The following is a 25,025-nucleotide window of genomic DNA, read 5'->3' on the forward strand; positions in this document are numbered from 1 at the left end:
GTGTCGATTGAGGAAAGAGGAGTGATCGTTACGGGGAGTGAGTGGAATCTCCGTACACCGAATGGGGCGGGAACATCACAGGTCAGAGCCTCGACGAGCTCGCTGGTCCGCCCGTCGCCGGCCCTGGGGACCGTGTCGATCCGGTGCCAGATTGAAGCAGGATTTAACAAACGGACCAAACTCTCCAGTGGTGATGTCGGTGGAAGTCTTGCTCAAGTTAATGTTGACTGCAACACTCCTGCTTTGGTCTGCCGTGTCCCTTACGGCCGGTCTACCCCACTTACACTGAATTCTGAAGGAGTAGCGGTCGTGTCCCGCACCCGGTACACCCGTCGTCTTCCGGCCGCCGCCCTGGCCGCCGGTCTCGCGCTCGCAGTCTCGGCATGTGGCGGGGAGGCCGCGGACTCCGCCGCGCCCGCCGCCGGTGCCTCGACGGCGCAGCTCAACCCCAACGCGGACCTTTCCAAGCAGAGCATCACCATCTCTGTCTGGACAGGCTATACGCCCGAGGACCTGCCCCAGAGGATCAAGGACAACCTCAAGACGACCCTCAAGGTGACGGAGCACGCCACCAACGAGGACGTCATGGCGAAGCTCACCAGCGGCGCCGACACCGGCATCGACGTGGCCTTCGTCTCCGGCCAGTACGCCCAGGCGCTCAACGAGGCCGGACTGCTCGAGCAGCTCAGCCCCGAGCTGATCCCCAACCTCGCGAACCTCTACCCCGAGGCCAAGGAGCTGTCCTACGACAAGGGCAACGTCTTCTCGGTTCCCTACACCTGGGGCACCACGGGCATCTGCTACCGCACCGACCTGGTGAAGACGCCTCCGACGAGTTGGAACGATATTCTCAACCCGCCGGCGGACGCGGTGAAGAAGGTCACGATGATGACCACCGAGCGCTGGCTCGCCCTTCCCGCCATCAAGGCACTCGGCTACTCGGTCAACACCAGGAGCGACGAGGAGCTCGCCAAGGTCAAGGCGAAGCTGGAGGAGGCCAAGCCGAAGCTGCTCAAGTACGAGGACGTCACCTTCGGAGACATGCTCAAGAGCGGCGAGGCCGTGATGGTCGAGGCGTGGGACGGCTGGTGCCCGACCACCGAGAAGAACATCAAGTTCGTGGTGCCGAAGGAAGGCAGCGACCTGTGGGTGGACACCATGGTCGTGCTGAAGTCCTCCAAGAACAAGGAGGCGGGACACGCCTTCATCAACTACATCCTGGACCCGAAGGTCCACGCCTGGGCCGCGGAGAACATCCTCTACAAGGTCCCGAACAAAGCCGCGATGGACGCGCTGGACCCCAAGCTCAAGGCTGACAACGCCCCGCTGCAGATGAGCCCCTCCGACCTGCTCAAGGGCGAGTCGATCATCGACCTGGGCGAGGACTCGGCCAAGTTCACCCAGCTCGCGACCGAGGTCACGGCGAAGCAGTGACACGTTCCGCCGTTTCCGGCGCGTCCGCGAGATCGCGGGCGCGCCGGTCGCGTGCGCTGGGAAGGCTCGTCTTCCTGGGGCCCGGCCTGATCTACCTGCTCGTCTTCCTGCTGGTACCGCTCGCCCTGCTCATCAGCTTCACGATCTTCCGCAGGGGCCGGTTCGGCGGGGTGGTCTACGAGGTCACCGGGAAGAACTTCACCCGGCTGCTCGACCCGCTCTATCTGGAGATCGTGCTCGGCTCGCTGAAGCTGGCCACGATCGCGACACTGATCGCCCTGCTGGTGGGCTATCCGACGGCCTATCTCATCGCCCAGCTCCCGCGGAAGTGGAAGACGATCGCCCTGGTGGCGATCGTGCTGCCGTTCTGGACCAACTTCCTGGTCCGCATCTACGCCTGGATCATCCTGCTGAGCGGTCCGGGCCTGGTCAACAGCACGCTGATGGACCTGGGGCTGATCGACAGCCCGCTGGAACTGCTCTACAACCAGGGCACCATCGTCACCGGCCTGATCTACTCGTACCTCCCGCTGATGGTCCTGCCGCTGTACGCGGCGATCGAGAAGCTCGACCCGCAACTGCGCGAGGCCTCGGCGAACCTCGGCGCCTCACCCGCGCGCACGTTCGTGTCGGTGACGCTGCCGCTCACCCTGCCGGGGGTGCTCACCGGCTGCCTGTTCGTCTTCGTGCCGAGTTTCGGCAACTTCGTCATCCCCGAGCTGCTCGGCGGCGGCCGTTCCATCATGGTCGGCAACCTGATCAGGGACCAGTTCCTCAAGGCGCGCGACTGGCCGTTCGGATCCACCCTCGCGCTGGCGCTGATCGCCGTGCTGATCGTCCTGCTGCTCCTGCAGGCCTGGAGTACCCGACGTGCGTAGATCACGCCTGCTGTACGTCCCCTTCTGGGTGACCTACGTCTTCCTCTACACGCCGATCGCCGTGCTCGTCGTGATGTCGTTCAACGCGGGCGAGTCCCCCTACGTCTACGAGGGCTTCAGCCTGGACTGGTACGGCGTCCTCGCCAGAGACGCCAAGATCCGCGAAGGACTGGTCAACACCCTCGTCGTGGCCGCGGGCTCCACCGTGCTCGCCACGGTGCTCGGCACCCTGCTCGCCGTGGGCCTGGCCAGGCACACCAGGTCGCGGACGCTGGACGCGCTCGGCGTGCTGCCCGCGATCCTGCCCGACCTGGTGCTCGCCATCGGGCTGCTGATGTTCTACGCCACGATCAAGTCGACCCTCGGGCTGCACTCGGTGCTGCTCGCCCACACGGTCTTCGGCATGGCGTTCGTGACCGCCGTGGTCCGCACCCGGCTCACCGGCGCCGACACCTCACTGGAGGAGGCGTCCAGAGACCTGGGGGCGACGCCGTTCACCACGTTCCTGCGGGTGACGTTGCCGCAGCTGGCGCCGGGCATCATGGCGGGGGCGCTGCTGGCGTTCACCCTCTCGATCGACGAGTTCGTCATCGCGTACTTCACGGCGGCGCCCACCACGCCGACCCTGCCCATCGTCATCTACTCAATGGTCCGCTTCGGGGTCACCCCCGAGATCAACGCGCTGGCCACGCTGCTGCTGCTGGTGAGCTTCACCGCGGTCATCGTGACCCAGCGGATGACCCGACTGACGGAGTCGCTGTCCTAATGCTGAAGATCACAGGTGTCAGCCGCCGGTTCGGCGACGTCACGGCGCTGTCGGACGTCTCCCTGGAGATCCGGCAGGGCGAGTTCTTCGCGCTGCTCGGTCCCAGCGGCTGCGGCAAGACGACGCTCCTGCGGATCCTGGCGGGCTTCGAGACACCCGACGAGGGCTCCGTCACGCTCGACGGCGACGACCTGCTCGGCCAGGCGGCCCACCGCCGCCCGGTCAACCTGATGTTCCAGTCGTACGCGCTGTTCCCGCACATGACCGTGGCGAAGAACGTCGCCTACGGCCTGGAGCGGGAGAGGCTGGGCAGGGCGGAGATCCGCAGCAGGGTCGACGAGGTGCTGGAGAAGGTCGGGCTGGACGCGATGGCCGGGCGCAGGCCGCATCAGCTCTCCGGCGGCCAGCGCCAGCGGGTCGCGCTCGCCCGCGCGATCGTGAAGCGGCCGCGCCTGCTGCTGCTCGACGAGCCGCTGTCCGCGCTGGACAAGAAGGTGCGCGCGGAGATGCAGTTGGAGCTCAAGCGGCTGCAGAACGAGGTCGGCATCACCTTCGTCGTGGTCACCCACGACCAGGAGGAGGCGATGTCGCTCGCCGACAGGATCGCGGTCTTCAACGCCGGCTCGGTCGAGCAGGTGGACGCCCCGGTGGAGCTGTACGAGCGCCCGCGCACCCCGTTCGTCGCCGACTTCGTGGGGGCGAACAACATCTTCCCCGGCAGGGCCTGCTCGGTCGGCCTGGCCGGCGACGGGCTCGGCATCCTTCCGGGGGTCTCGAACCTGCCCGACGGCACGCCCGCGCTGCTCGCCGTACGGCCGGAGCGGCTCAGGATCGGGAACGAGGGGGTGCTGCGCGGCGAGGTCGTCGACGTGAGCTTCTTCGGCGGCGTCTCGCACGTGTCGGTTCAGGTGGGCGGGCGCTCCACGCCCGTCCTGGTGGCCACCCCGGGGGCCACGCAGGTGCGGGCGGGTTCCGTCGTCGCGCTCGGCTGGGCGGACGGGGACGGAGTGCTGATCCCTCAATGAGAAGACTTGAGCGGGTTGTTCGTCGCGGTCCTGGCGTAGACGAGGATGAGTTCCGCCGCCTCCTGCGGGCCGATAACCGGGTGGCGGGCCGTTATGCGATAGCCGTACGCGTCTTCGAGCGCGACCAGGTTGCGGGCGATGGGCAGGGAGTCGCCCGACAGCCTGAAGGTCTCCAGGGCGGCCCCGGTGTCGAGGATGCTCTGGTAGAGCGAGACCTGGCGGTCGTAGAGGGTGGTCAGCAGGAGGGCGTACATCCTGTTGCGGGCCGCGGCGCCGCCGAGTTCGTTGAGCAGCCGGACGTCCGGATCGTCCGGGCCGTGCGGCAGCCCCGAGCGGATGGTCACCACGAGCTTCTCCGCGGGGTCGCGCATCCCGCTGATCCGCTTGAGTCGCTGCTCGTAGAAGCGTTCCATCCCGGCGTGGTGGGCGTCGACGAGCAGCTCGCTCAGGCGCGGGTAGTGGTAGAGGACCGCTCCGGACGTGAGACCGGCCTCCTCGGCGACGTGGTTGAGATGCACCCCCTCGGTGCCGTGCCGGACGATCGCCCGGTGTGCGGCCGCGATGAGATCCAGGCGCCGGTCCGCCCGTCCCTTGCGCGTCATACTCCCCCGTTCGTTGAAAACCACGCTCTGTGCCGGGGTCCATAGTGGCCCTTTCCCCGCGTTTTTGCCAGCCGAGAATTGAATCATTCCTAAAGAGCCGCAACCCCTAGACGCAAGGAGGCGTGATGTCGCTCACGATCCTGTTCATGCCGGAGAGTGCCTACGGGCCCACGAACAACTGCATCGGCATCGGTGACATTCTTCGTAAGCGCGGTCATCGAGTCGTTTTCGCAGCTGAGGCCTCATGGAAGGGTAAATTGGAGGCCCTTGGATTCGAGGAGGACCTTGTCGATCTCGCGCCGCCCTCCGAAGAGGAGCAGGACGCGGGACAGTTCTGGAAGGACTTCATCAGGGACACCGCCCCTGAATACAGGAAGTCGACCCTGGAACAGCTGGAGACGGTCACCAAGCCGATCTGGGACGCGCTTATCGACGGTGCCAAGTACTGCGAGCCTCAACTGAAGGCGATTATCGAGCGCGTCCGGCCGGATGTCATCGTCGAGGACAACGTCATCGCCTTCCCCGCGCTGGTGACGGCGGGCAAGCCGTTCGTCCGCATCGTGTCCTGCAACCCGCTGGAGGTGCGCGGCGAGGGCGTCGCTCCGGTCTTCTCCGGGCTTCCCGCCGACGACCGTTCCGAGTGGGACGCATTCAACGCCGAGTACGACCGCACCCACCGCGAGATCTGGACGGCCTTCAACGAGTGGGTCGTCGAGCAGGGCGCCCCCGCGCTGCCGGACCTGGACTTCATCCACGAGGGCGACCTCAACCTGTACGTCTTCCCGGAGATCGCCGACTACACCGACTCCCGGCCGCTGGGCGACTCCTGGCACCGCCTGGACTCCTCGGTGCGCGAGACGGACGAGAGCTTCGAGCTCCCCGACTCGCTCGCCGGCCAGGAGGGGCCGCTGGTCTACTTCTCGCTCGGCTCGCTCGGCTCGGCGGACGTCGGCCTCATGCAGCGGGTCGTCGACGTGCTGGCCACCACCCCGTACCGCTTCATCGTCTCCAAGGGCCCGCTGCACGAGGAGATCAAGCTGGCCGACAACATGTGGGGCGCCGAGTTCGTCCCGCAGACGAAGATCATTCCGCTGGTCGACCTCGTCATCACGCACGGCGGCAACAACACCACCACCGAGGCGCTGCACTTCGGCAAGCCGATGATCCTGCTGCCCCTGTTCTGGGACCAGTACGACAACGCGCAGCGCGTCGACGAGCTCGGCTACGGTGTGCGCCTGTCCACCTACGGCTTCTCCGACGAGGAGCTGACCGGCGCGCTGGAGCGGCTGCTGGGCGACACCGCGCTGCGCGAGCGCCTGGCCGCCGCGGGTGAGGAGATCCGTCGCAGGGACGGCCTGCGCAAGGCGGCCGACCTGATCGAGCGGGCAGGGGCCTGATCGCTTTTCGCATCACCACGACAAGGGAAGTTCCATGGGCAAGTTGATCAATCCGGCGACCGGCGACCTCCTGCGGGAGGTGGCCGAGACCTCGATCGAGGAGGTGGCCGCCGCCGTGCGGCGGGCCCGCGCGGCGTTCGAGGAGTGGAGCACGGCGACCCCGGCCGAACGGTCCAGGGTGTTGCTGCGCTTCGCCGACCTCGTCGAGGCCGACGCCGAGGAGCTCACCCGGCTGGAGGTCATCGAGACCGGCAAGCCCGCCGCGGTCTTCCGCGACGGTGAGCTGCCGTTCGCGGCCGACAACCTCCGCTTCTTCGCCGGTGCGGCCCGCTCCCTGGACGGCACCGGCGCGGGGGTGCTCAGCTCCGGCTACACCTCGGTGCTGGTACGCCGCCCGGTCGGGGTCGTCGGATCGATCGCCCCCTGGAACTTCCCCCTGGTCATGGCGGTATGGAAGATCGGTCCCGCGCTGGCGGCGGGGAACGCCGTGATCATCAAGCCCGCCCCGCAGACCCCCGGCACCACGCTCAGGATGGCGCGGCTGTTCGCCCGCGCCGGCGCGCCCGACGGTCTGTTCCAGGTCGTCCTGGGCGACGCGGAGGTGGGCGAGGCCCTCGTCACCGACCCCGGCGTCGACATGGTGAGCGTCACCGGCTCCACCGCGACCGGCCGCGCCGTCATGCGCGGCGCCACCGGCTCGCTGAAGCGGGTCCACCTGGAGCTCGGCGGCAAGGCGCCGGCGCTGGTCTTCGGCGACGCGGACCTGTCCGAGATGGCGAGGGGTGTCGCGATGGGCGCCACCTACAACACCGGCCAGGACTGCACCGCCGCGACCCGGGTCTACATCTCCCGCGACGTGTACGAGGAGTCGGTCGAGGCGCTGCACGCGACGCTGGCCCAGATCACGGTGGGCGACCCCTGGGACCCGGCCACCGACATCGGTCCGCTGATCTCCGCCGCGCACCGCGACCGCGTCCACGGCTTCGTCGAGCGCGCCGCGGCCGCGGGCGCCTCGGTGCTCCACGGCGGTGTCCCGCTCGAAGGGCCCGGTTTCTACTACCCGCCCACCCTGATTTCGGGCGCGGCGCAGAACAGTGAGATCGTTCAGGGAGAACTTTTCGGTCCGGTGCTCGTGGCCCTGCCCTTCGACGGTGAGGACGAGGCGGTACGGCTCGCCAACGACACTCCCTACGGCCTGGCCTCCTCGGTCTGGTCCAGGGACGTGGCGAGGGCGCTGCGCGTCTCGCACCGGCTCGACGTGGGCGTGACCTGGGTGAACGACCATCTGCCCATCGCGTCCGAGGCGCCGCACGGCGGTGTCAAGGGAAGTGGCTTCGGTAAGGACATGAGTCAGGAGGCGGTTCAGGAATACTCTGTGACCCGCCATCTGATGATCAAACATCAGGCTCCGGAGGTGAGGGATTCCTTCCGACCGGCCTGACGGCTTTGATGCCGCATGTCCCTTTTGTGGGGATATATCCACACTTACTCCATTCGAAGTGACATAAAGGATGTGCTCAAATTGCTTCCGCCGCTTCCAAATCCGGCGAGGGGTTACGTAGGCCAGTGATGACACAAGACCGCCGGAGCCACCGCGCGTCAGGGGTGGGCAGTCGACTCCTGCCGGCGAACTGGCGCGTGCGTCCCCGTCTGGTCGCGCTGATCCTGCTCCCGACCGCCGCGGCCGTACTTCTCACCGGCCTCCAGCTCACCACGGCCCTGTCCACGGCCGACGGATACCGCCGGATGAGCCAGGTCGCCGGGCTGGTCGATTCGCTCGGCACCCTCTCCCACGAGATGGCCGAGGAACGCGACCTCACCGCCTGGTACATCGCCGCCACCAACCGCGCCAACCTCAACAAGGTGCGGGATCAGCGCGACGTGGTCGACCGGAGCAGTGGCCAGGTGCTGGCCGCCATCGACGCCCTCGACTCCTCGCAGGCCACCCGCGTCCGTACCGAGGTCGCCCAGATCCGCCGCTGGCTCAACGGGCTCCCCGGCCTGCGCAGGCTGATGGCCGAGGGGAGCGTGCTCCCCCGAGCGGCCCTCGGCATGTACACGCGGATGATCACCGACTTCATCACCCTCCACGACGACCTGGGTCGCAGCGGCGGCGACGAGCGCCTCATCGGAGACGCGCTCGCGCTGGGCGCGCTGACCCGGGCCAAGGAGCAGGTCGCCAGGCAGCGGGGAACGCTCCTGATCAGCTTCCTCGACCGCAAGTTCGACTTCGACGACCCCGCCGACCTCCTCGGCGCCTACCGGAGCCAGCAGAGCGAGGAGAACGCCTTCCAGGCCACCGCCTCGGCCGCCGACGTCAAGAGCTTCCGCGACTCGGTGAACGGCCCCAAGGTCGACCAGGCCGACGCCACCCGTGCCCTCGTCATGTCCCTCATGCGCGAGAACAAGCCGCTGGAACGGATGACCGGCCGCACCTGGGCCAGGAGCGCGGCCGTCTGGTACGACGACTCCACCGCGGCGGTGGAGGGCATGCGGACCGTCGAGCGCCGGCTGGCGTCCGCGGTGGTCTCCCGCAGCCAGGAGATGCAGAGCGCCGAGCAGCGCAGCGCGATGATCTCCGGTGCGGCGATCCTGGTCCTGCTGGTCATGATCCTGCTCATCACCGCCTGGGTGGCCGGCACGCTCGTGCGGCCGCTGCGCAGGCTGCGCAGCGAGGCGCTCGAGGTCGCCGACACCCGGCTGCCCGAGACCGTCCGGGTGCTGCGCGAGTCCGGTGACCACGCCCCCCAGGTCGAGGTGCCCTCCATCGGAGTGGTCTCCCGCGACGAGATCGGGGAAGTGGCCCGAGCCTTCGACGAGGTCCACCGTGAGGCGATCCGGCTCGCCGGTGACGAGGCCCGCCTGCGCAGCAACATCAACGCGATGTTCGTCAACCTCTCCCGCCGCACCCAGTCGCTGGTGGAACGGCAGATCGACCTCATCGACGACCTGGAGCAGGGCGAGCAGGACGAAGGGCGGCTGGGCAGCCTCTTCAAGCTGGACCACCTCGCCACCCGCATGCGCCGCAACTCCGAGAACCTCCTCGTCCTCGCAGGTCAGGAGCAGAGCCGCCGGTGGAGCGAGCCCGTCCCGCTCAGCGACGTCGTCCGCGCCTCGCTGTCGGAGGTCGAGAACTACGAGCGGGTCAACCTCCGGGTCGAGTCGGGCATCTCGATCATCGGCCAGGCCGTCAATGACATCGTCCACCTGGTCGCGGAGCTCGTCGAGAACGCCATCTTCTTCTCGCCGCAGGACACTAAGATCACGGTGTCCAGCAACGGCAACGAGACGGGCGCCGTCATCCTGGCGGTCACCGACTCCGGCATCGGCATGAGCGACGAGGAACTGGCCGAGGCGAACCGCCGCCTGGCCGAGCCTCCCGCGGTCGACCTGTCGGTCTCCCGCCGGATGGGTCTGTTCGTGGTCGGCCGCCTGGCCATGCGCCACGGCATCAGGGTCCAGCTCAGGCGCCCGGACACCGGTGGCCTCAGCGCCGTCGTGCTCCTGCCGGTGCAGGTGGTCGCCCAGTCCCCGTTGATGCCCGAGATGGCCATGTCGGGGCAGGGCATGCAGTCCGGCTCCTTCGACGGCCAGCCGGGCTCGTTCGGGTCCATGTCCAACCAGGACCCGTTCGCCTCGGTGAACCCCGACCCGTTCGGGACCGCTCCGAACCCGGACCCGTTCGGGACCGGTGCGGCGCGCGGATCCCGGCAGCCGACCGGTCTCGGCACGCCGCCCGCCCAGGCGCCTTCCCAGCCGCCTCCCCAGGTGCCGATGCCGACGTCCGCGGACATGTGGTCGGGGCCGGTGGTGCCCGCCTCGGCGGTGGAGGACCTGTGGTCGTCCCCGCTCGCGTCGACCGCGCCGCCGTCGTTCCCCTCGGCCTGGCCGGACCCGCCCGCGATCGACCCGTGGACGCCGCGCCGGCTGGAGCCGGTGGAGAACACCCAGGCCCTTCCCGTGGTCGAGGTGCCGCCGACGGAACCGGAGCCCGAGGAGTTCCTGCCGATCTTCGAGGCGGTGGGATCCGACTGGTTCCGCCGCAGCGCGCCCATCACTCCGGAGCCCGAGCTCGAGCCGGAACCGGAGCCGGAGCCGGAGGTCAAGCCGCGGCCGATGGAACAGCGGGTGAGGCGGGGTCCGCAGGGCCTGGAGACCCAGAACATCCCGCAGATCACGCATTCCACGCCGCCGCCCGCGCAGCAGGCCCAGCCGTTGCCGCAGCGGACGCCGCAGCAGCCACAGGCGCAACCACTGCCGCAGCGGACGCCGCAGCAGCAGGGGCAGCCGTCGCGGCCGGCCGAGCCCGCGGCCGAGAGGCAGCCGTGGAGCACCCCGTCCGACCAGGGCTGGGCCGCCGCCGAGGTCGCGAAGAAGCCCGTCGAGGGTGGCGTGACCGGAGCGGGCCTTCCCAAGCGGGTACCCAAGGCGAACCTTGTCCCCGGAGCCGCCTCGGCGGCCCAGGCGGCTCCGGCCCCCCCGATGCCGCCGATATCGGCGGAACGGGTACGCAGCCGTCTGTCCAGTTTCCAGCAAGGCGTACGGCAGGGGCGCGCTGAGATGAGCGAGCGAGCCAACGCCGTCGAGGGAGAGAACCAGCAGTGAACAACCAACTCAGCCAGGCCGCTCGCGGCTTCAACTGGCTGATCACCGAGTTCGTGAAGGAGATGCCCGGAGTCGCGCACGCGGTGATCGTCTCCACGGACGGACTCCCGCTGGCCTACTCCCAGGGCTTCCCCAAGGACAGGGCGGACCAGCTCGCCGCCATCACGGCCGGTCTGATCAGCCTCACCCAGGGTGCCTCGCGGGTCTTCGAGGGCGGTCCTGTGGTACAGACGGTGATCGAGATGCAGCGGGGCCTCCTGCTGACCATGTCGATCAGCGACGGTTCCGCGCTGGCCGTGCTGGCCGCGCCGGATTGCGACATGGGCCTCGTGGCCTACCAGATGACACTGCTCGCAGAGCGTGCCGGCCAGGCGCTTACGCCTGCGCTCCGGGCCGAGCTGCAGTCGGTTCAGCGATAGGGGGGTGATATGGACGCACCAGGTTGGCGTGGTCCGGGGGACGACCCCCCGAGCACGCCTCAGGCCAAGAGCGGACGAGATCGTTTGATTCGCCCGTACGCTGTGACCGGGGGCAGGACCGCTCCCCGGATGCAGCTCGCTCTCGAGGCGCTGGTTTCCTCGGCGACGTTCGCGAGCGTGGACCCCACCACGCTCTCCACGGAATATCAGGCGATCATCTCGCTGTCCCGGCAGGTGCGCTCGGTTGCCGAGCTCTCCGCTCTGTTGCGCATGCCTCTCGGCGTGACCCGGGTGTTGATCGCGGACATGGCGGCCGAGGGCCTGGTGCAGATCCACCAGCCGTCGCTGGATGCGGGTAAGCCGGATCTCAATTTGCTTGAAAGGGTGCTCAGTGGGCTTCGCAGGCTCTGACGCCGGAATGACGTCGACGAAGATCGTTGTTGCCGGCGGGTTCGGTGTCGGCAAGACGACCTTCGTCGGTGCGGTCTCCGAGATCATGCCGCTGACCACGGAAGCGGTGATGACGGAGGCGAGTGCGGACGTCGACGACCTCTCGCACATTCCCACGAAGCGGACCACCACGGTCGCGATGGACTTCGGCCGTGTCTCGCTGGACCGTGACCTGATCCTGTACCTGTTCGGTACGCCGGGTCAGCACCGGTTCTGGTTCATGTGGGACGACCTCGTGAAGGGCGCGATCGGTGCGATCGTGCTCGTCGACACCCGGCGGCTGGCCGACAGCTTCCCGGCGATCGACTATTTCGAGGAGGCCGGCCTGCCGTTCGTCGTGGCCCTCAACGGGTTCGGCGGATCGCACGTCCACGGTGAGGAGGAGGTGCGGGAGGCTCTGACGATCTCCCCGCACATCCCCATCGTCCGGACCGACGCCCGGTCCCGCGACGCCGTGAAGTCGACCTTGATCACCTTGGTCGAGCACGTCCTGACGCTCAGGGTCTGACGTCACCGGTGCGGGCCTCGTCCCTTCGGGGGCGGGGCCCACACCCGTCTTCGCCCGCGGTCCGACGGCACGCGCCGTCAATCGCTCATGTGGCCACCGATTTCACGGTGGTCATTTTCTTTTTGTGCGAAAAACGGCGCCGGACGAAAGCCGGGCGGTGCGAAAGGCGGGTCATATGACGGTGATCCGGATGGGAACGGCCTCGCGCGAAAACGGCCTGCGAAAACGATCCCGGGTGAAAGGCGGTCGCGGGTGGAAGAGGTTCCACCTGAAAGGCGGACAAAACAGCGACGGCCGGTGGCGTGAACCTCACGCCACCGGCCGTCGTTCGCACTCCTACATCGGCAGAGCCTCGATGATGGAGGAACCGGCGGTGAGTTCTATCTGCCGGTTGAGCCGGAAACCCGACTTGCCCAGGAGTTCCGCGTACTCGTCGGTGCTGCGTTCCATCCCCTCGCCGAAAAGGGCGAGCATCCGCATGTCGACGTCCTTGCTGATGTGCGGCCGGTCGTCGTCCGGGACCACGAACTCCACGATCAGCACCCGGCCGTCGTCGGGGATGACCTCCCTGATGCTGCGCAGGATCCGTACGGAGTCCTCGTCCGACCAGTTGTGGATCACGCTGCTCAGCAGGTAGGCGTCCGCGTCGGCGGGCACGGAGACGAAGAAGTCGCCCTCGACGAAACTGCACCGATCTTCAAGACCGGCCTCGGCGAAGAACCTGCGAGCCCCGCTGACCACGCGTTCCCGGTCGAACAACACCCCGCTGAGATCTGAATACTCCTTCAGTACCGCGGCCAGGATGTGCCCCTTGCCGCCGGCCACGTCCACCAGGGTCCGCAGGCCGGAGAAGTCGTAGCGGGAGGCCACCGCGTCCGCGAACGGCTGTGCCCTGGCCACCATGTAGTCGTCGAACAGAGCGCCCGCCTCGGGGTGGGCCCCGAGGTATTCGTAGAGGGGGCCGTGCCGCTCCACGAAGGCCGACTTTCCGCTGCGAACGCTCTGCGGGAGCTTGCCCATGCCGTACCAGAAGCCGTCCTCGGCGATCATCCGTACGGCGGAGCGCAACGAGCCGGGTGTGTCCTCGCGGAGGACGGCACCGGCCTCGGTCAGCTCGTACGTGCCGGGCGCGACCGTCGTGACCATGCCCATGGAGGCGAGCTGGCGCAGCACCCTGCCCAGCGCGGACGCGTCGGCGCCGCAGCGCAGCGCGAGCTCGTCGACGGTGAGGGCGCCGTCTCGCAGGTGGTCGGCGCAGCCCAGCTCGGCCATCGCGGCCAGGGCGGCGAAACGGGATACACCGCCGATCGCATCCCAGACCGGTGCCTGTGGGTCGCTCATGAGAATCCTCTCTTCTCCGGGGTGGGGCCGGAGGGGGAGCCGTGTTTGCGAAGGTCGTGTCGTCTTCAGGAGGCCGAGGCCGACGGGCTGCGCATGCCGCGCACCAGACGGCCGACCTCGGCGCGCAGGTGTACGAAGTCGGGGTGCTCGCGGGTGGTGATCTGGTCGCGGGGGCCCGGCAGGTCCACGCGCAGGTCGCCCACGATCCCGGCGGGGGCCTTGGACAGGACCACGACGCGGTCACCGACGTAGACGCTCTCGTCGATGTCGTGGGTGATCAGCACGATCGTCATGTTGTGCAGGCCGCGAACCCGCAGGGTGAGGTCCTCCAGATCCTCGCGGGTCTGGGCGTCGACGGAGCCGAAGGGTTCGTCCATCAGCAGCAGGGCGGGCCGGTAGGCGAGCGCGCGGGCGATGGACACCCGCTGCTGCATGCCGCCGGAGAGCTGCCACGGGTATTTGGCCGCGGCGCCCCGCAGGCCGACCTCCTCCAGCGCCTCCAGCGCCGACTGCCTGCGCCGCTGCTTGTCCAGCCCCTTGCGGCGCAGCGGGAGCGAGACGTTGTCGGCCACCGACATCCAGGGGAACAGGGACCGGCTGTAGTCCTGGAACACCACGGCCAGATCGTCGGGGGTCCGCTCCACGCGGGCGCCGTTGAGCGTGACCTGGCCGCCGCTGGGCCGGAGCAGCCCCGCGATGGAGCGCAGCAGGGTGGACTTGCCGCACCCGGAGGGGCCGACGACGCACACCAGCTCGCCCTGGGCGACCTTCAGGTTGATGCCGCCCAGCGCGTTGTGCGCGCTCGGACCGCTGCCGTAGGTATGGGACAGGTTCGTGATTTCGAGCACAACAGGTCCTCAGGTCGTCTGCTTGGCGGATCGGTGCCAGGACAGGGCACGTCGCTCGGCCGCGAGGAACGCCGAGTTGAGCGCGTATCCCAGGACGCCGAGCACCACGATGGTCGCCCACACGCCGGGGAAGTCGTACGACCTCTGGGCGTCCAGGAGCTGGAAGCCGATCCCGTCGACGCTGCCGATCAGCTCGGAGAGCACCATGAGGATCAGCGCGAGCGACAGGCTGACCCGGAGACCGGCGAAGATCTTCGGCATCGCCGAGGGCAGGATGATCCGGAACAGTCGCTCGCGGCCCGACAGCCCGAAGACGCGCGCGGTGTCCAGGTGCTGACGGTCGACGTGCCTGGCGCCGTCGCAGGCGTTGATCAGGATCGGCCAGACGATGCCGAACGCGATGAAACTGATCTGCATCCGGGGGCCGATGGCGAACAGCGCCAGGAACAGCGCGAGCAGCATGGGGGGAGGGATGGCGCGGGCGAACTGGACGAGCGGATCGACGAGACGGAAGAGCAGCGGGGAGCGGCCCAGGGCGACCCCGAGGCCGACCCCGACGATCCCGGCCAGCACCCATCCGGCCAGCAGACGGCCGACGCTCGCCGGGAGGTTCTCCAGCGCCGCGTCGGTGAGCCAGAGCTGTTCCGCGGGGCCGGTCAGCCACATCGTGTATCCACTCGCGGCGATCTGCGACGGGGGAGGGAAACTCAGCATCTCCAGGTAGCGGGTGACCAGCTCCCACAGCAGCACGACGACCGGCACCGGCCACAGCCGGCCGACGGCACGCATCGCGCCGTTCATCACACCACCTCCGTACGGGCGGTGTGCCAGCGGAAGAGCCGCCGCTCGGCGAGCACGAACAGGCCGTTGGTGACCACCCCGATGACACCGGCCCAGATGGCGGCGGCGATGACGTACTCCGTCGTGTCCACGGCGCCCGCGCTCTCCAGGACGTAGCTGCCGATGCCGTCGGAGCCACCGCCGATCAGCTCCGTGCTGATCGCCACGATGAGCGCGATCGCCGACGCCAGCCGGACACCGGTGGCGATGAACGGCGCGGTGCTCGGCAGGGAGACCCGCCACAGCACGGCCGGCTTGCCGAACCCGAAGCTGCGGAGCGTCTCCTTGGCGAGCGGGTCGACGTCCTTGAGGCCGTACATCGTGTTGATCAGGACGGGCCAGGTCGCCGCGTAGACGACCAGGGTGACCTTCATGTCGAACCTGTCGGAGAACACGGCGAGCGCGAGGGGGATCAGCGCGATCGACGGGATCGGGCGCAGGAACTCCACGATCGGCCGCAGCGCGCTCTCCACGCGGGGCAGGCTGCCGAGCAGGAACCCGGCGGGCACCGCGATCGCGACCGTGAGCAGCAGCCCGGTCGCCCACGCGCCGAGGGTCGAGGCGACGTCGGAGAGGAACTCCCCGTCCGTCACGAGAGCGGCCGCCCGGACGAGCACCGTGGAGGCGAGCGGGAACGCGAGCGGGTCGATCAGCCCGGCCCGGCCCGCCGCCTCCATGACGCAGAACAGCCCCGCGACGCCGAGGGCGCCGCAGAGCAGTCTGTTGTCGAGCGGGTTGCGCCGTGTCACCCGAGGTTTCCGGGAAGGATGGACTTGGCCTGGATGGGGCTGGTGAGGTAGCCCTGCTCAAGCATGAGGTCGGCGACCCGCTGCAGGCGGGTCTCGTCGAGGCTCGTGGGGAAGGACCCGAGCGTGATGACGGCCGCGGTCGCCGCGTCGATCTTGGTGTAGGTCGGCAGGATCTCCTCGACGGCCTTGCGGTCGGTGGCGGCGATCTGCTGGGCCTTGGCGATCGCCCGCTGGAAGGCGGCGACCGTCTTGGGGTTGTCGGCGGCGAACTTCTCGGTGACGGCCACTCCCGCGATGGGGAAGTCGGCGGTGGAGTCGACCATCGTGTCGGCGAGCTTCTGGGCGCCGATGACCTTCTGCGACGCGGTGAGGGCCGGCTCCGTCATCCAGGCGGCGTCGACGACCCCGCTCGCCAGCTGGGCCCCCATCTCGGGGAAGGGGAACTCGACGAACTCCACGTCCTTCTCGGAGAGGCCGTGCGTCTTGAGCACCGTGGTCACCGCCAGGGTGCCGATGTTCTGCTTGCTGTTGACCGCGATCTTCTTGCCCTTGAGGTCCGCCGGCGTCTTGATCGTGGAGTCCTTCGGCACCATGAGGTTGAAGGAGTTGGGGGCGGCCTGGTAGAGGTCAGAGATGATCTTCATCTTCTGGCCCTTGGAGACGGCGAGGAAGGTGGAGACGTAGTTGGTCTGCGTGGCGTCCAGGCTGCCGCCGATGAGGCCCTGCTGGGCCTGGGCGCCGCCGGGCACCGGCTCGATGTCGACGGTGAGCCCCTCCTCCTTGAAGAACCCCCTCTTGTTGGCGATGTAGAGTGCGGCGGAGTCGGGAATCGGCAGCGCCCCCATCTTGAGGCTGGTCTTCTCCAGGCCACCCGCGTTCGCCGCGGTGGTGTCAGTGGGGGTGTCAGATCCTCCGCAGGCGGTGAGCACGAGGGCCGCGGCCACTCCCGCGACGACGGCCCGGCTCGCAAGTTTGAACCTCATGGGTCTCCTTAGCTGCGTTTGACCGCCCTTGCCGGAACTCGCGATAACTCAACGGGCGACATGGAGAGGGTCCCGGGAGGCATGTTGGTCAAAGGGGGGTATGCCGACCGCGGATCAGAGTAGCGGAGTAGATCAGTCAAATTACAAATATCACCTCTTTCGCCCCTATCGCCCCGAAGCCACAAAGCGGTCATAGCTGTCTCGGTTGTCACATGCGTATCAATCAACCGGGTGAGCGGATGTAGCGGGCATAGCGAAAGATGTCAATAAATATGTTTGGCAACTTTGTGGAAGTTTGCGGTTACAGGGCGGAGAGTCATCGCCCGGTTACGGGTGCTGTGTACCCGTTAAGTGAAGAATGCGAGTTATGTGCTGTTGGCCGAACTGATCCGGCTGTGCTCCAATAACCCCTACCCCATGGATGCGTCGGCGTCACTCGCACATCATTTGCGTGACGCGATCCCCTCCAAGCAGACGATCCGAGGAGAGGCAGCGGAGGCCAGTGAGGACAGCGTCAATCCCCAGCGAACGCGAATCCGGGCCGGCACCTGCCCTGGGATTCGACAACCAGGGGGGGCGGCCGCGGAGCGGCCCGGGTCAGGACCTCGACGGTCGCGACTCCGAGGAGTCCGCGAGAAACGGCAGCAAGCTAGCGCTCAAGAACTGGCGGGTGAGGTCGCGGCTCATCGCGCTCATCGTCGTTCCCACGGTGGCCGCGATCGTGCTGGGAGGCCTGCGGGTCACCGGCTCGATCAGCAGCGCCGCCGACTACGAGCGCGTGCGCACCACCGCCGAGCTCACGGCGGGTCTCAGCGACCTGGTCGACGAGCTGCAGCTTGAGCGAGACCTGTCGGCCAGGTTCGTGGCGCAGGGCCGTCCGTCCACCGGCAAGCCGAACCTGCGCAAGCAGTACGAAGAGGTCGACGAGGCCGTCGGGCAGGTGAGCCCCCGCGTCAACGCCGCGATGGCCGACAGCGGTCTGCTGGAGACCCTCGGCACCCGGGGCGAGACCGAGCTCACCCAGATCCGCCGTCGCATCGACGAGATCAAGAGCGTGCGCGAACTGGCCTCGGGGGAGAACACCCAGCTGCCGGCCCAGCCCACGATCGCCATGTACTCCCGTACCATCGCCGACCTGCTCGCCCTGCACGACGAGATCATCCAGGGCGTCTCCGACCAGGAGCTCGCCGGTGGCGCGGTCGCGTTCGCCGCGCTGGCGAGGGCGAAGGAACAGGTGTCCAGGGAGCGGGCGAACCTCGCCGTCGCCCTCGCCGTCAGGGGGTTCAGCGCCGAGGGCCTCAACGCCATGCTGGCCGCCCGCGCGCAGTTCGACGGAGAGCTCGCGACCTTCCGCTCCGAGGCGTCGGTCGAACAGCGCCAGTTCTACGACGACACGGTCAGCGGCCAGAAGAAGGACCGCGCGGCGGCGATGCGCGCCCGCGCCGTCTTCATGGCGCTCAACGGCCAGCCGCTGAGGAACGTCGACGTCTCGAAAAGCGCGCTCACCGATCAGGCGACCTGGCTCGACGCCTCGAACCACGTCGTCGAGCGCATGCGCACGGTGGAGGAAGAGGTCGCCGGCGCCCTCATCATGCAGAGCGAGGTCCTGCAGGCGACCGAGCAGCGCGGCGCGTTGATCGCCGCCGGGCTGAGCGGACTGCTGCTCCTCCTGGTCCTGATCATCACCGCCGTCATGGCGCGCTCGCTGGTCAGGCCGCTGCGCAGGCTCCGCACCGAGGCGCTGTCCATCGCCGGCCAGCGTCTTCCCGAGACCGTCCAGACCATGCGCGAGAGCGGCGAGGTCTCGACCACCGACATCACCCCGATCGGCGTCGCCTCCGACGACGAGATCGGTGAGGTGGCCCGGGCCTTCGACGAGGTCCACCGCGAGGCCGTGCGACTGGCGGGCCAGGAGGCCACGCTGCGGAGCAACGTCAACTCGATGTTCGTCAACCTCTCCCGGCGCAGCCAGACCCTGGTCGAGCGCCAGCTCTCCCTCATCGAGAGCCTGGAGCAGGGCGAGCAGGACGAGGGCCGGCTCGGCAGCCTCTTCCGCCTCGACCACCTCGCCACCCGCATGCGCCGCAACTCCGAGAACCTCCTCGTCCTCGCGGGCCAGGAGCCCGCCCGCCGGTGGAGCCAGCCGGTCCCGCTCATCGACGTGGTCCGCGCCTCGCTGTCGGAGGTCGAGAACTACGAGCGGGTCGACCTGCAGCTGTCCGCGGGAGTGTCCGTGGCGGGCACCTCCGTCAACGACGTCGTCCACCTGATCGCGGAGCTCGTGGAGAACGCGATCTCCTTCTCCCCGCGTGAGACCAAGGTCATCGTCTCCAGCAACCGCATCGACGGCGGCGGGGTGATGGTCTCGGTGACCGACATCGGCATCGGCATGACCGCCGAGGAGCTCTCCCAGGCCAACTGGCGACTGGCCAACCCGCCGGTGGTGGACGTCTCCGTCTCCCGCAGGATGGGCCTGTTCGTGGTCGGCCGCCTCGCCCTGAGGCACGGCATCCGCGTCCAGCTCAGGCAGCAGGACAGTGGCGGTCTGACCGCGATGGTCCTGCTCCCGGAGAACCTGCTCGCCGTCGCCAACCGTCCGGGCGGACCTCCCGGTGGCATGCAGAGCGGCGACTGGGCGGGGTCGATGGCCTCCATGGACCGCCCGCCCGTGCTGGCCAGCCCCGCGGCCCCCCCGATACCCTCCTTCGCCTCGTTCGAGGCCGCCCACCAGAACTCGTTCGCCTCCTTCGACCTGGGGCAGCAGTTCAACTCCTTCGACGCCTCGCAGCCTCCCCTCGGAGGCGGCCAGTTCGGGCAGGCGCCCGTCGACACCCCCTGGCCGGGACAGGTACCGCCGCCCGGCGCCGATCCCAACGGCTGGCCGAACGTCTCCCAGCCCGACCCCCCGGGGTGGCAGGGACGGGGCGGACCCCGTGGCGAGGTGGGGACGTGGTCGGCGGGCCAGAGCGCGCCCGCGCGTGGCGACGCCCCCGTCTGGCCCGGCGGGCAGCAGAGCAGGGACAGCGGCTCCGACGTCTGGTCGGCCGCCTCGCGCGGCGACTCCGGGGGATGGCCGTCCACCGGCGACTCCGGACCGTTCGGGCGGCGCGTCTTCGACCCGGCGGACAACACCGGCCCGCTGCCGGTGATCCCCGACTCCTCGCCCATGGAAGAGGCGAAGGAGGAGTTCCTGCCGATCTTCGCGGCCGTCGAGTCCGACTGGTTCAGGAAGGTCGAGCCGGCTCCGGCCGTTCAGGAACGGGCCGAGGCGGCCCCCGAGACCCAGGTCGCCCACGAGACCGTCCAGCTCTCGCAGCCGGCCGCCCCCTCCCAGGGGAACGGCTGGTCGTCGCCCGCCGACGTGGGCTGGCAGGCGGCCAAGGCCGCCAGCGAACCCTCACTCGGGGGGATCACCGGTTCCGGGCTGCCCAAGCGGGTGCCCAAGGCGAACCTGGTACCCGGTACGGCCGCGCCCGACCTGAGCGCGGCACCCCAAGCTCCCGTGCACCGGCCGACGATCTCCCCGGAGGCGGTGCGCAACAGACTGGCGAGCTTCCAGCAGGGAGTACGGCAGGGGCGCGCGGCCGCCAGGGGCGGAGCCGGAGACGGGCGGCCGTATCCCGACTTCGGCCGGGACGTTGAAGGAAACAAGGAGGACCGGTGAGCGAGCTCATCATGGTCGCCAAGGAGGATGACACGTGCGCGAAATGAGCCAGGCCGCCCGGGGGGTCAATTGGCTGATCACTGACTTTGTGAACAACGTCCCGGGTGTGGCGCACACGGTCGTCGTGTCAGCAGACGGTCTGCCGTTGGCGTATTCGGATGGATTCCCCAGGGACAGGGCCGACCAGTTGGCCGCGGTAGCGGCGGGTTTGATCAGCCTGACCCAGGGGGCGTCCCGGGTTTTCGAGGGCGGAGCGGTCACCCAGACCGTGGTGGAGATGCAGCGAGGGCTGCTTCTCATCATGTCGATCAGTGACGGTTCCTGTCTGGCGGTGCTGGCCGCCGCTGACTGTGACATGGGACTGGTGGCCTACCAGATGACGATGCTCGTCGAGCGGGCGGGCCAGGTGCTGACTCCTGCCGTTCGCGCTGAGCTGCAGTCTTCCCATTCACGGTAACGGCGATGACGCGAGGAGGCTGCCGTGGCAGGCCGTGGCTGGATCGGTGAGGGGGACCCGCACGGCGGGTATCCCTATCAATCAATGGACGACCCCCATCGGCAACAGGGCGGTCCCTATCAATCGATGGACGACCCCTACCGGAATCAGGGCGCTCCTTCGCATCTCATGCACCCGGCGCCGTCGGAGCAGAGCTCCCTCGTCCGTCCGTATGCGGTGACCGGGGGGCGCACAGCCCCCCGGACCCAACTCGCCCTGGAGGCCCTGGTCTCCTCGGCAACCTCCATACATCATGATTTATCCACCCGCACCCCGGAGTATCAGGCGATCAGCGGCCTGTGCCGGCAAGTGCGTTCGGTCGCTGAGATCTCCGCGATGCTCCGCATCCCGCTCGGCGTGACCCGGATCCTGGTGGCCGACATGGCCGCCGAGGGCCTGGTGCAGATCCACCAGCCGCAGCTGGACGCGGGTAAGCCGGATCTCAACCTGCTGGAAAGGGTGCTCAGTGGACTTCGCAGGCTCTAGCCGCGGCGGCGGCCTGACATCGACGAAAATCGTCGTCGCCGGTGGATTCGGTGTCGGCAAGACCACCTTCGTGGGGGCGGTGTCGGAGATTCTGCCGCTGACCACGGAGGCGGTGATGACCGACGCCAGCGCCGGGATCGACGACCTCGGCCTCACACCGAACAAGACGACCACCACGGTCGCGATGGACTTCGGCCGTGTCTCGCTGGACCGTGACCTGATCCTGTACCTGTTCGGTACGCCGGGTCAGCACCGGTTCTGGTTCATGTGGGACGACCTGGTGCGCGGCGCGATCGGTGCGATCGTGCTCGTCGACACCCGGCGGCTGGCCGACAGCTTCCCGGCGATCGACTACTTCGAGGAGGCCAAACTCCCCTTCGTCGTCGCGGTCAACGGCTGGGACGGCACCTACCTCCACGGTGAGGAGGAGGTACGCGAGGCTCTGACACTCGCGCCTCACATCCCCATCTCCCGGACCGACGCCCGCTCGCGCGACGCGGTGAAGGCCACGCTCATCACGCTTGTCGAGCACGCGCTCACCATGCGGATGGCCGTCCCCGGCTGGGGTCGCTGACCGAGGGAGGGCGTCAGTCGCACCTCCCAGCGGATAGGCTGGGAGGTCGAGTCGCAGACCTGTAGCGCAGAGGCTGGCCAATCACGTGTTCGAGACGCTTTCCGACCGGCTGACATCGGTCTTCTCCTCCCTTCGATCCAAGGGTCGGCTGTCCGACGCCGACATCGACGCGACCTGCCGCGAGATCCGTATCGCGCTGCTCGAGGCCGACGTCGCGCTGCCCGTGGTCAAGGCGTTCGTCGCCCAGGTCAAGGAGCGCGCCCGCGGCGTCGAGGTCTCCCAGGCGCTGAACCCGGCGCAGCAGGTCGTGAAGATCGTCAATGACGAGCTCATCGAGATCCTCGGCGGTGAGACCCGGCGGCTTCGCTACGCGAAGAACCCGCCGACCGTCATCATGCTCGCGGGCCTGCAGGGCGCGGGCAAGACGACCCTGGCGGGCAAGCTTGCCCGCTGGCTGCGGGAACAGAGCCACACGCCGCTGCTCGTCGCCGCCGACCTCCAGCGGCCCAACGCCGTCCAGCAGCTCTCGGTCGTGGCCGAGCGCGCGGGCGTCGCGGTCTACGCGCCCGAGCCGGGCAACGGCGTCGGCGACCCGGTCGCGGTGGCCCGTCAGTCGATCGACCACGCCAAGCGGCAGCAGCACGACATCGTCATCATCGACACCGCGGGCCGCCTGGGCATCGACCAGGAGCTGATGAAGCAGGCGGCCGACATCCGCGACGCGGTCTCGCCCGACGAGGTCCTGTTCGTCGTCGACGCCATGATCGGCCAGGACGCCGTCTCCACGGCCCAGGCATTCATGGAGGGCGTGGGCTTCGACGGCGTCGTGCTGACCAAGCTCGACGGCGACGCCCGCGGTGGCGCCGCCCTGTCGGTCCGCCACATCACCGGCAGGCCGATCATGTTCGCCTCCACCGGTGAGAAGCTCGAGGACTTCGACGCCTTCCACCCCGACCGGATGGCGTCGCGCATTCTCGACATGGGTGACATCCTCACCCTGATCGAGCAGGCCCAGAAGACCTTCGACGAGGCCGAAGCCGCCAAGATGGCGAGCAAGCTCACCTCGGGCGAGAACTTCACCCTGGAAGACTTCCTTGAGCAGATGATGATGGTCCAGAAGATGGGCCCCATCAAGAACCTGCTCGGGATGATGCCCGGTATGGGGCAGATGCGTGATCAGCTCAACCAGGTCGACGACCGCGACCTCGACCGCATCGCCGCCATCATCCGCTCGATGACCCCCGCCGAGCGTCACAACCCGAAGATGATCGACGGCTCTCGCCGAGCCCGCATCGCCAAGGGCTCCGGTGTGACGGTGACCGAGGTGAGCGGCCTGGTCACCCGCTTCTTCGACGCCCAGAAGATGATGAAGCGGATGGCCGGCGGCATGGGCATCCCCGGCATGCCGGGTGGTCGCAAGGGTGGCAAGGCCGCGCAGAAGAAGGCGGCCAAGGGGCGCAGGGTCAGCGGAGACCCGCGCAAGGCGGCGCTCGGCAAGGCCGCCCCCGGCAAGGCCGACGAGCCCGCGCCCTCCGCGGGCAACGGACTCCTCGGCAAGCTGGGCTCCCGGCAGCAGCTGCCGCCCGGCATGGAGCTGCCGCCGGGCTTCGACCCCTCGAAGTTCAAGTTCCCCGGCCAGAAATGAGCGACGACGGCTTCCACGCGCGCGCCAGGTGGATCTGGGTGATCATCGTCGGGGGGTTCATCCTCGTCGCCGTGCTCGAACTCCTCGGGGTACGCCCCAGATAGTGTTCCCACCTCGGCGCCCCGGCCTCCCCCTCGCGTGGTGAGTACAGCGGGAACGGCGGGGGGAGCGGCACAGGCGCCAACGGCGAGAGCGGGGGTGCCAGGGACGGCCAGGACGGCGGGGACGCGACTCGCGCGGGTGCCCCCGGTGGGATCGGGATACCCCACGGGGGCAGAAGCCCCAGCGGGGCCGAGTCCTCCAGCGGGACCGGGATCACCGGTGAGGTGGGCGCTCCCCGGTTCTCCGGGCTTTCCACGGCTCCCGAAGGTCCTGCGAAGGTCCTGGCGGAGCTGTCGGCAGAGCCGCCGGTGGGGGACGAGACGGGCGCCGGGAACACGTCGGCCTGGCCCGCCGGAGTCGTCGCCCTGATGGCCAGCACCGTGCCCAGCACGGCGATGGATCCGGTCGCGGTCAGCAGCAGGGATCTGAGGGTGGTTGCCACGGCGGCCATTTAGCGCACCAGGCCGCCCCGGAGGGGGGCCCGGACACACGGGGATTACCGAGATTTGCCCTCCGGCCGCCGTACCGGATGGCCGCGAGTTGGCAGGGCACCCCCGCACGTCTGGCACAATGACATGTTGGAACATCGTGACACGCGGTTGCCCTCTCACTCCCGCGTGCCATGCCTGTCCCTTGGACGGTCCTCTCCTCGTGCCCCACTCGATGAGACGCCGCTCACCCACGCTCTAATGCAGGAGAGACCACACCAGTGGCAGTCAAGATCAAGCTCAAGCGGCTCGGCATGATCCGCAACCCGCAGTACCGCATCGTCATCGCCGACAGCCGCACCAAGCGTGACGGCCGGGCGATCGAGGAGATCGGCCTGTACCACCCGAAGGAGAACCCCTCGCGCATCGAGGTCGACTCCGACAGGGCGGCCTACTGGCTGGGTGTCGGCGCGCAGCCGACCGAGCCCGTGCTCAAGCTCCTCAAGCTCACCGGCGACTGGCAGAAGTTCAAGGGCGAGCCGGCTCCGGCCCCGCTCCTGGTCGCCGAGCCCAAGGCCGACCGTCACGCCGTCTACGAGGCCGCGGCCAAGGAGTCGCTCTCCCTGGAGGCCGCCACCACGCCGAAGAAGTCGACCCGCAAGTCGGCTCCCAAGGCTGAGGAGGCCGCTCCCAAGGCCGAGGCCCCCAAGGCCGAAGAGGCCGCCGCCGAGACCCCGGCTGAGCCCACTGCGGCCGCCGAGGAGAAGCCGGAAGGCGAGGCCTGA

Annotated in this window: 23 protein-coding genes; 16 read left to right on the forward strand and 7 right to left on the reverse strand. The window is 68.7% G+C overall.

Features of this window, described 5'->3' with window-relative positions:
* Positions 1–309: 309 nt before the first annotated feature.
* Genes AB0B96_RS11020 through AB0B96_RS11035 form a run of 4 tightly spaced genes read left to right on the forward strand, consistent with a single transcriptional unit; the run spans position 310 to position 4,103 of the window.
* Positions 310–1,434, forward strand: coding sequence for a spermidine/putrescine ABC transporter substrate-binding protein (locus tag AB0B96_RS11020; RefSeq protein ID WP_362897680.1), 1,125 nt, complete (start codon positions 310–312; stop codon positions 1,432–1,434).
* A complete protein-coding gene (locus AB0B96_RS11025) occupies positions 1,431–2,312 on the forward strand; it encodes an ABC transporter permease (protein ID WP_362897682.1) in 882 nt (293 codons plus the stop codon). Before AB0B96_RS11020 ends, AB0B96_RS11025 begins: the two co-directional genes overlap by 4 nt.
* A complete protein-coding gene (locus AB0B96_RS11030) occupies positions 2,305–3,078 on the forward strand; it encodes an ABC transporter permease (RefSeq protein ID WP_362897684.1) in 774 nt (257 codons plus the stop codon). Before AB0B96_RS11025 ends, AB0B96_RS11030 begins: the two co-directional genes overlap by 8 nt.
* Entirely contained in the window at positions 3,078–4,103 is a 1,026-nt protein-coding gene (locus AB0B96_RS11035; protein ID WP_362897686.1) for an ABC transporter ATP-binding protein, read from the forward strand. Before AB0B96_RS11030 ends, AB0B96_RS11035 begins: the two co-directional genes overlap by 1 nt.
* On the opposite strand, the gene AB0B96_RS11040 is transcribed toward AB0B96_RS11035, so the two are convergent.
* Positions 4,097–4,705: a TetR family transcriptional regulator gene (locus AB0B96_RS11040; protein ID WP_350948712.1), complete on the reverse strand. Its 609-nt coding sequence runs from the start codon at positions 4,703–4,705 to the stop codon at positions 4,097–4,099. The genes AB0B96_RS11035 and AB0B96_RS11040 overlap by 7 nt on opposite strands.
* Before the next feature lie 257 nt (positions 4,706–4,962).
* On the opposite strand from AB0B96_RS11040, the gene AB0B96_RS11045 reads away from it, so the two are divergent.
* The 6 genes from AB0B96_RS11045 to AB0B96_RS11070 all read left to right on the forward strand — a co-directional run bounded on the left by AB0B96_RS11045 (position 4,963) and on the right by AB0B96_RS11070 (position 12,084).
* Complete coding sequence (locus AB0B96_RS11045) at positions 4,963–6,102, forward strand: nucleotide disphospho-sugar-binding domain-containing protein (RefSeq protein ID WP_362897689.1); 1,140 nt, start codon at positions 4,963–4,965, stop codon at positions 6,100–6,102.
* Between the two features lie 34 nt (positions 6,103–6,136).
* Positions 6,137–7,543: an aminobutyraldehyde dehydrogenase gene (locus AB0B96_RS11050; protein ID WP_362897691.1), complete on the forward strand. Its 1,407-nt coding sequence runs from the start codon at positions 6,137–6,139 to the stop codon at positions 7,541–7,543.
* A 197-nt stretch (positions 7,544–7,740) separates the two neighbouring features.
* Positions 7,741–10,707 (forward strand): nitrate- and nitrite sensing domain-containing protein, encoded by a 2,967-nt coding sequence (locus AB0B96_RS11055; RefSeq protein ID WP_362897693.1) that lies wholly within the window; start codon positions 7,741–7,743, stop codon positions 10,705–10,707.
* On the forward strand, positions 10,704–11,126 hold the full coding sequence (locus tag AB0B96_RS11060) for a roadblock/LC7 domain-containing protein (protein WP_350948708.1): 423 nt from the start codon (positions 10,704–10,706) through the stop codon (positions 11,124–11,126). The genes AB0B96_RS11055 and AB0B96_RS11060 overlap by 4 nt, the downstream gene beginning before the upstream one ends.
* A 9-nt stretch (positions 11,127–11,135) precedes the next feature.
* Positions 11,136–11,537 (forward strand): DUF742 domain-containing protein, encoded by a 402-nt coding sequence (locus AB0B96_RS11065; RefSeq protein WP_350948707.1) that lies wholly within the window; start codon positions 11,136–11,138, stop codon positions 11,535–11,537.
* 7 nt (positions 11,538–11,544) lie between these two features.
* Positions 11,545–12,084 carry an ATP/GTP-binding protein gene (locus tag AB0B96_RS11070; protein WP_350948706.1) on the forward strand — a complete coding sequence of 180 codons (540 nt, stop codon included), beginning with the start codon at positions 11,545–11,547 and terminating at the stop codon, positions 12,082–12,084.
* A 336-nt stretch (positions 12,085–12,420) separates the two neighbouring features.
* On the opposite strand, the gene AB0B96_RS11075 is transcribed toward AB0B96_RS11070, so the two are convergent.
* The 5 genes from AB0B96_RS11075 to AB0B96_RS11095 form a co-directional block, all read right to left on the reverse strand.
* On the reverse strand, positions 12,421–13,425 hold the full coding sequence (locus AB0B96_RS11075; RefSeq protein WP_362897695.1) for a methyltransferase: 1,005 nt from the start codon (positions 13,423–13,425) through the stop codon (positions 12,421–12,423).
* Positions 13,426–13,490: 65 nt separating this feature from the next.
* Positions 13,491–14,273 carry an ABC transporter ATP-binding protein gene (locus AB0B96_RS11080; RefSeq protein WP_362897697.1) on the reverse strand — a complete coding sequence of 261 codons (783 nt, stop codon included), beginning with the start codon at positions 14,271–14,273 and terminating at the stop codon, positions 13,491–13,493.
* Between the two features lie 9 nt (positions 14,274–14,282).
* A complete protein-coding gene (locus AB0B96_RS11085; protein ID WP_350948703.1) occupies positions 14,283–15,074 on the reverse strand; it encodes an ABC transporter permease in 792 nt (263 codons plus the stop codon).
* The gene (locus AB0B96_RS11090; protein WP_350948702.1) at positions 15,074–15,862 is read right to left on the reverse strand and encodes an ABC transporter permease; all 789 of its coding nucleotides are present in this window, start codon (positions 15,860–15,862) and stop codon (positions 15,074–15,076) included. The genes AB0B96_RS11085 and AB0B96_RS11090 overlap by 1 nt, the downstream gene beginning before the upstream one ends.
* Positions 15,859–16,845: an ABC transporter substrate-binding protein gene (locus AB0B96_RS11095; protein WP_362897700.1), complete on the reverse strand. Its 987-nt coding sequence runs from the start codon at positions 16,843–16,845 to the stop codon at positions 15,859–15,861. The genes AB0B96_RS11090 and AB0B96_RS11095 overlap by 4 nt, the downstream gene beginning before the upstream one ends.
* Before the next feature lie 502 nt (positions 16,846–17,347).
* Between AB0B96_RS11095 and AB0B96_RS11100 the strand changes: the two genes are divergently transcribed.
* The 5 genes from AB0B96_RS11100 to ffh all read left to right on the forward strand — a co-directional run bounded on the left by AB0B96_RS11100 (position 17,348) and on the right by ffh (position 23,710).
* Complete coding sequence (locus tag AB0B96_RS11100; protein ID WP_362897702.1) at positions 17,348–20,509, forward strand: nitrate- and nitrite sensing domain-containing protein; 3,162 nt, start codon at positions 17,348–17,350, stop codon at positions 20,507–20,509.
* Positions 20,510–20,552: 43 nt separating this feature from the next.
* Complete coding sequence (locus tag AB0B96_RS11105) at positions 20,553–20,966, forward strand: roadblock/LC7 domain-containing protein (RefSeq protein WP_326646986.1); 414 nt, start codon at positions 20,553–20,555, stop codon at positions 20,964–20,966.
* 126 nt (positions 20,967–21,092) lie between these two features.
* On the forward strand, positions 21,093–21,491 hold the full coding sequence (locus AB0B96_RS11110; protein WP_362504964.1) for a DUF742 domain-containing protein: 399 nt from the start codon (positions 21,093–21,095) through the stop codon (positions 21,489–21,491).
* A gap of 13 nt (positions 21,492–21,504) precedes the next feature.
* Positions 21,505–22,065 carry an ATP/GTP-binding protein gene (locus AB0B96_RS11115; protein ID WP_031158879.1) on the forward strand — a complete coding sequence of 187 codons (561 nt, stop codon included), beginning with the start codon at positions 21,505–21,507 and terminating at the stop codon, positions 22,063–22,065.
* Positions 22,066–22,150: 85 nt separating this feature from the next.
* On the forward strand, positions 22,151–23,710 hold the full coding sequence (gene ffh / locus AB0B96_RS11120) for a signal recognition particle protein (RefSeq protein ID WP_350948698.1): 1,560 nt from the start codon (positions 22,151–22,153) through the stop codon (positions 23,708–23,710).
* Here ffh and AB0B96_RS11125 read toward each other — a convergent pair.
* Positions 23,688–24,263: a hypothetical protein gene (locus AB0B96_RS11125; protein WP_362897704.1), complete on the reverse strand. Its 576-nt coding sequence runs from the start codon at positions 24,261–24,263 to the stop codon at positions 23,688–23,690. The genes ffh and AB0B96_RS11125 overlap by 23 nt on opposite strands.
* Before the next feature lie 258 nt (positions 24,264–24,521).
* Between AB0B96_RS11125 and rpsP the strand changes: the two genes are divergently transcribed.
* Positions 24,522–25,025, forward strand: a complete 504-nt coding sequence (rpsP, locus tag AB0B96_RS11130) for a 30S ribosomal protein S16 (RefSeq protein WP_350948696.1) — start codon at positions 24,522–24,524, stop codon at positions 25,023–25,025.

Origin of the sequence: Streptosporangium sp. NPDC049046 (assembly GCF_040649155.1) — a bacterium.
Taxonomy (GTDB): domain Bacteria; phylum Actinomycetota; class Actinomycetes; order Streptosporangiales; family Streptosporangiaceae; genus Streptosporangium.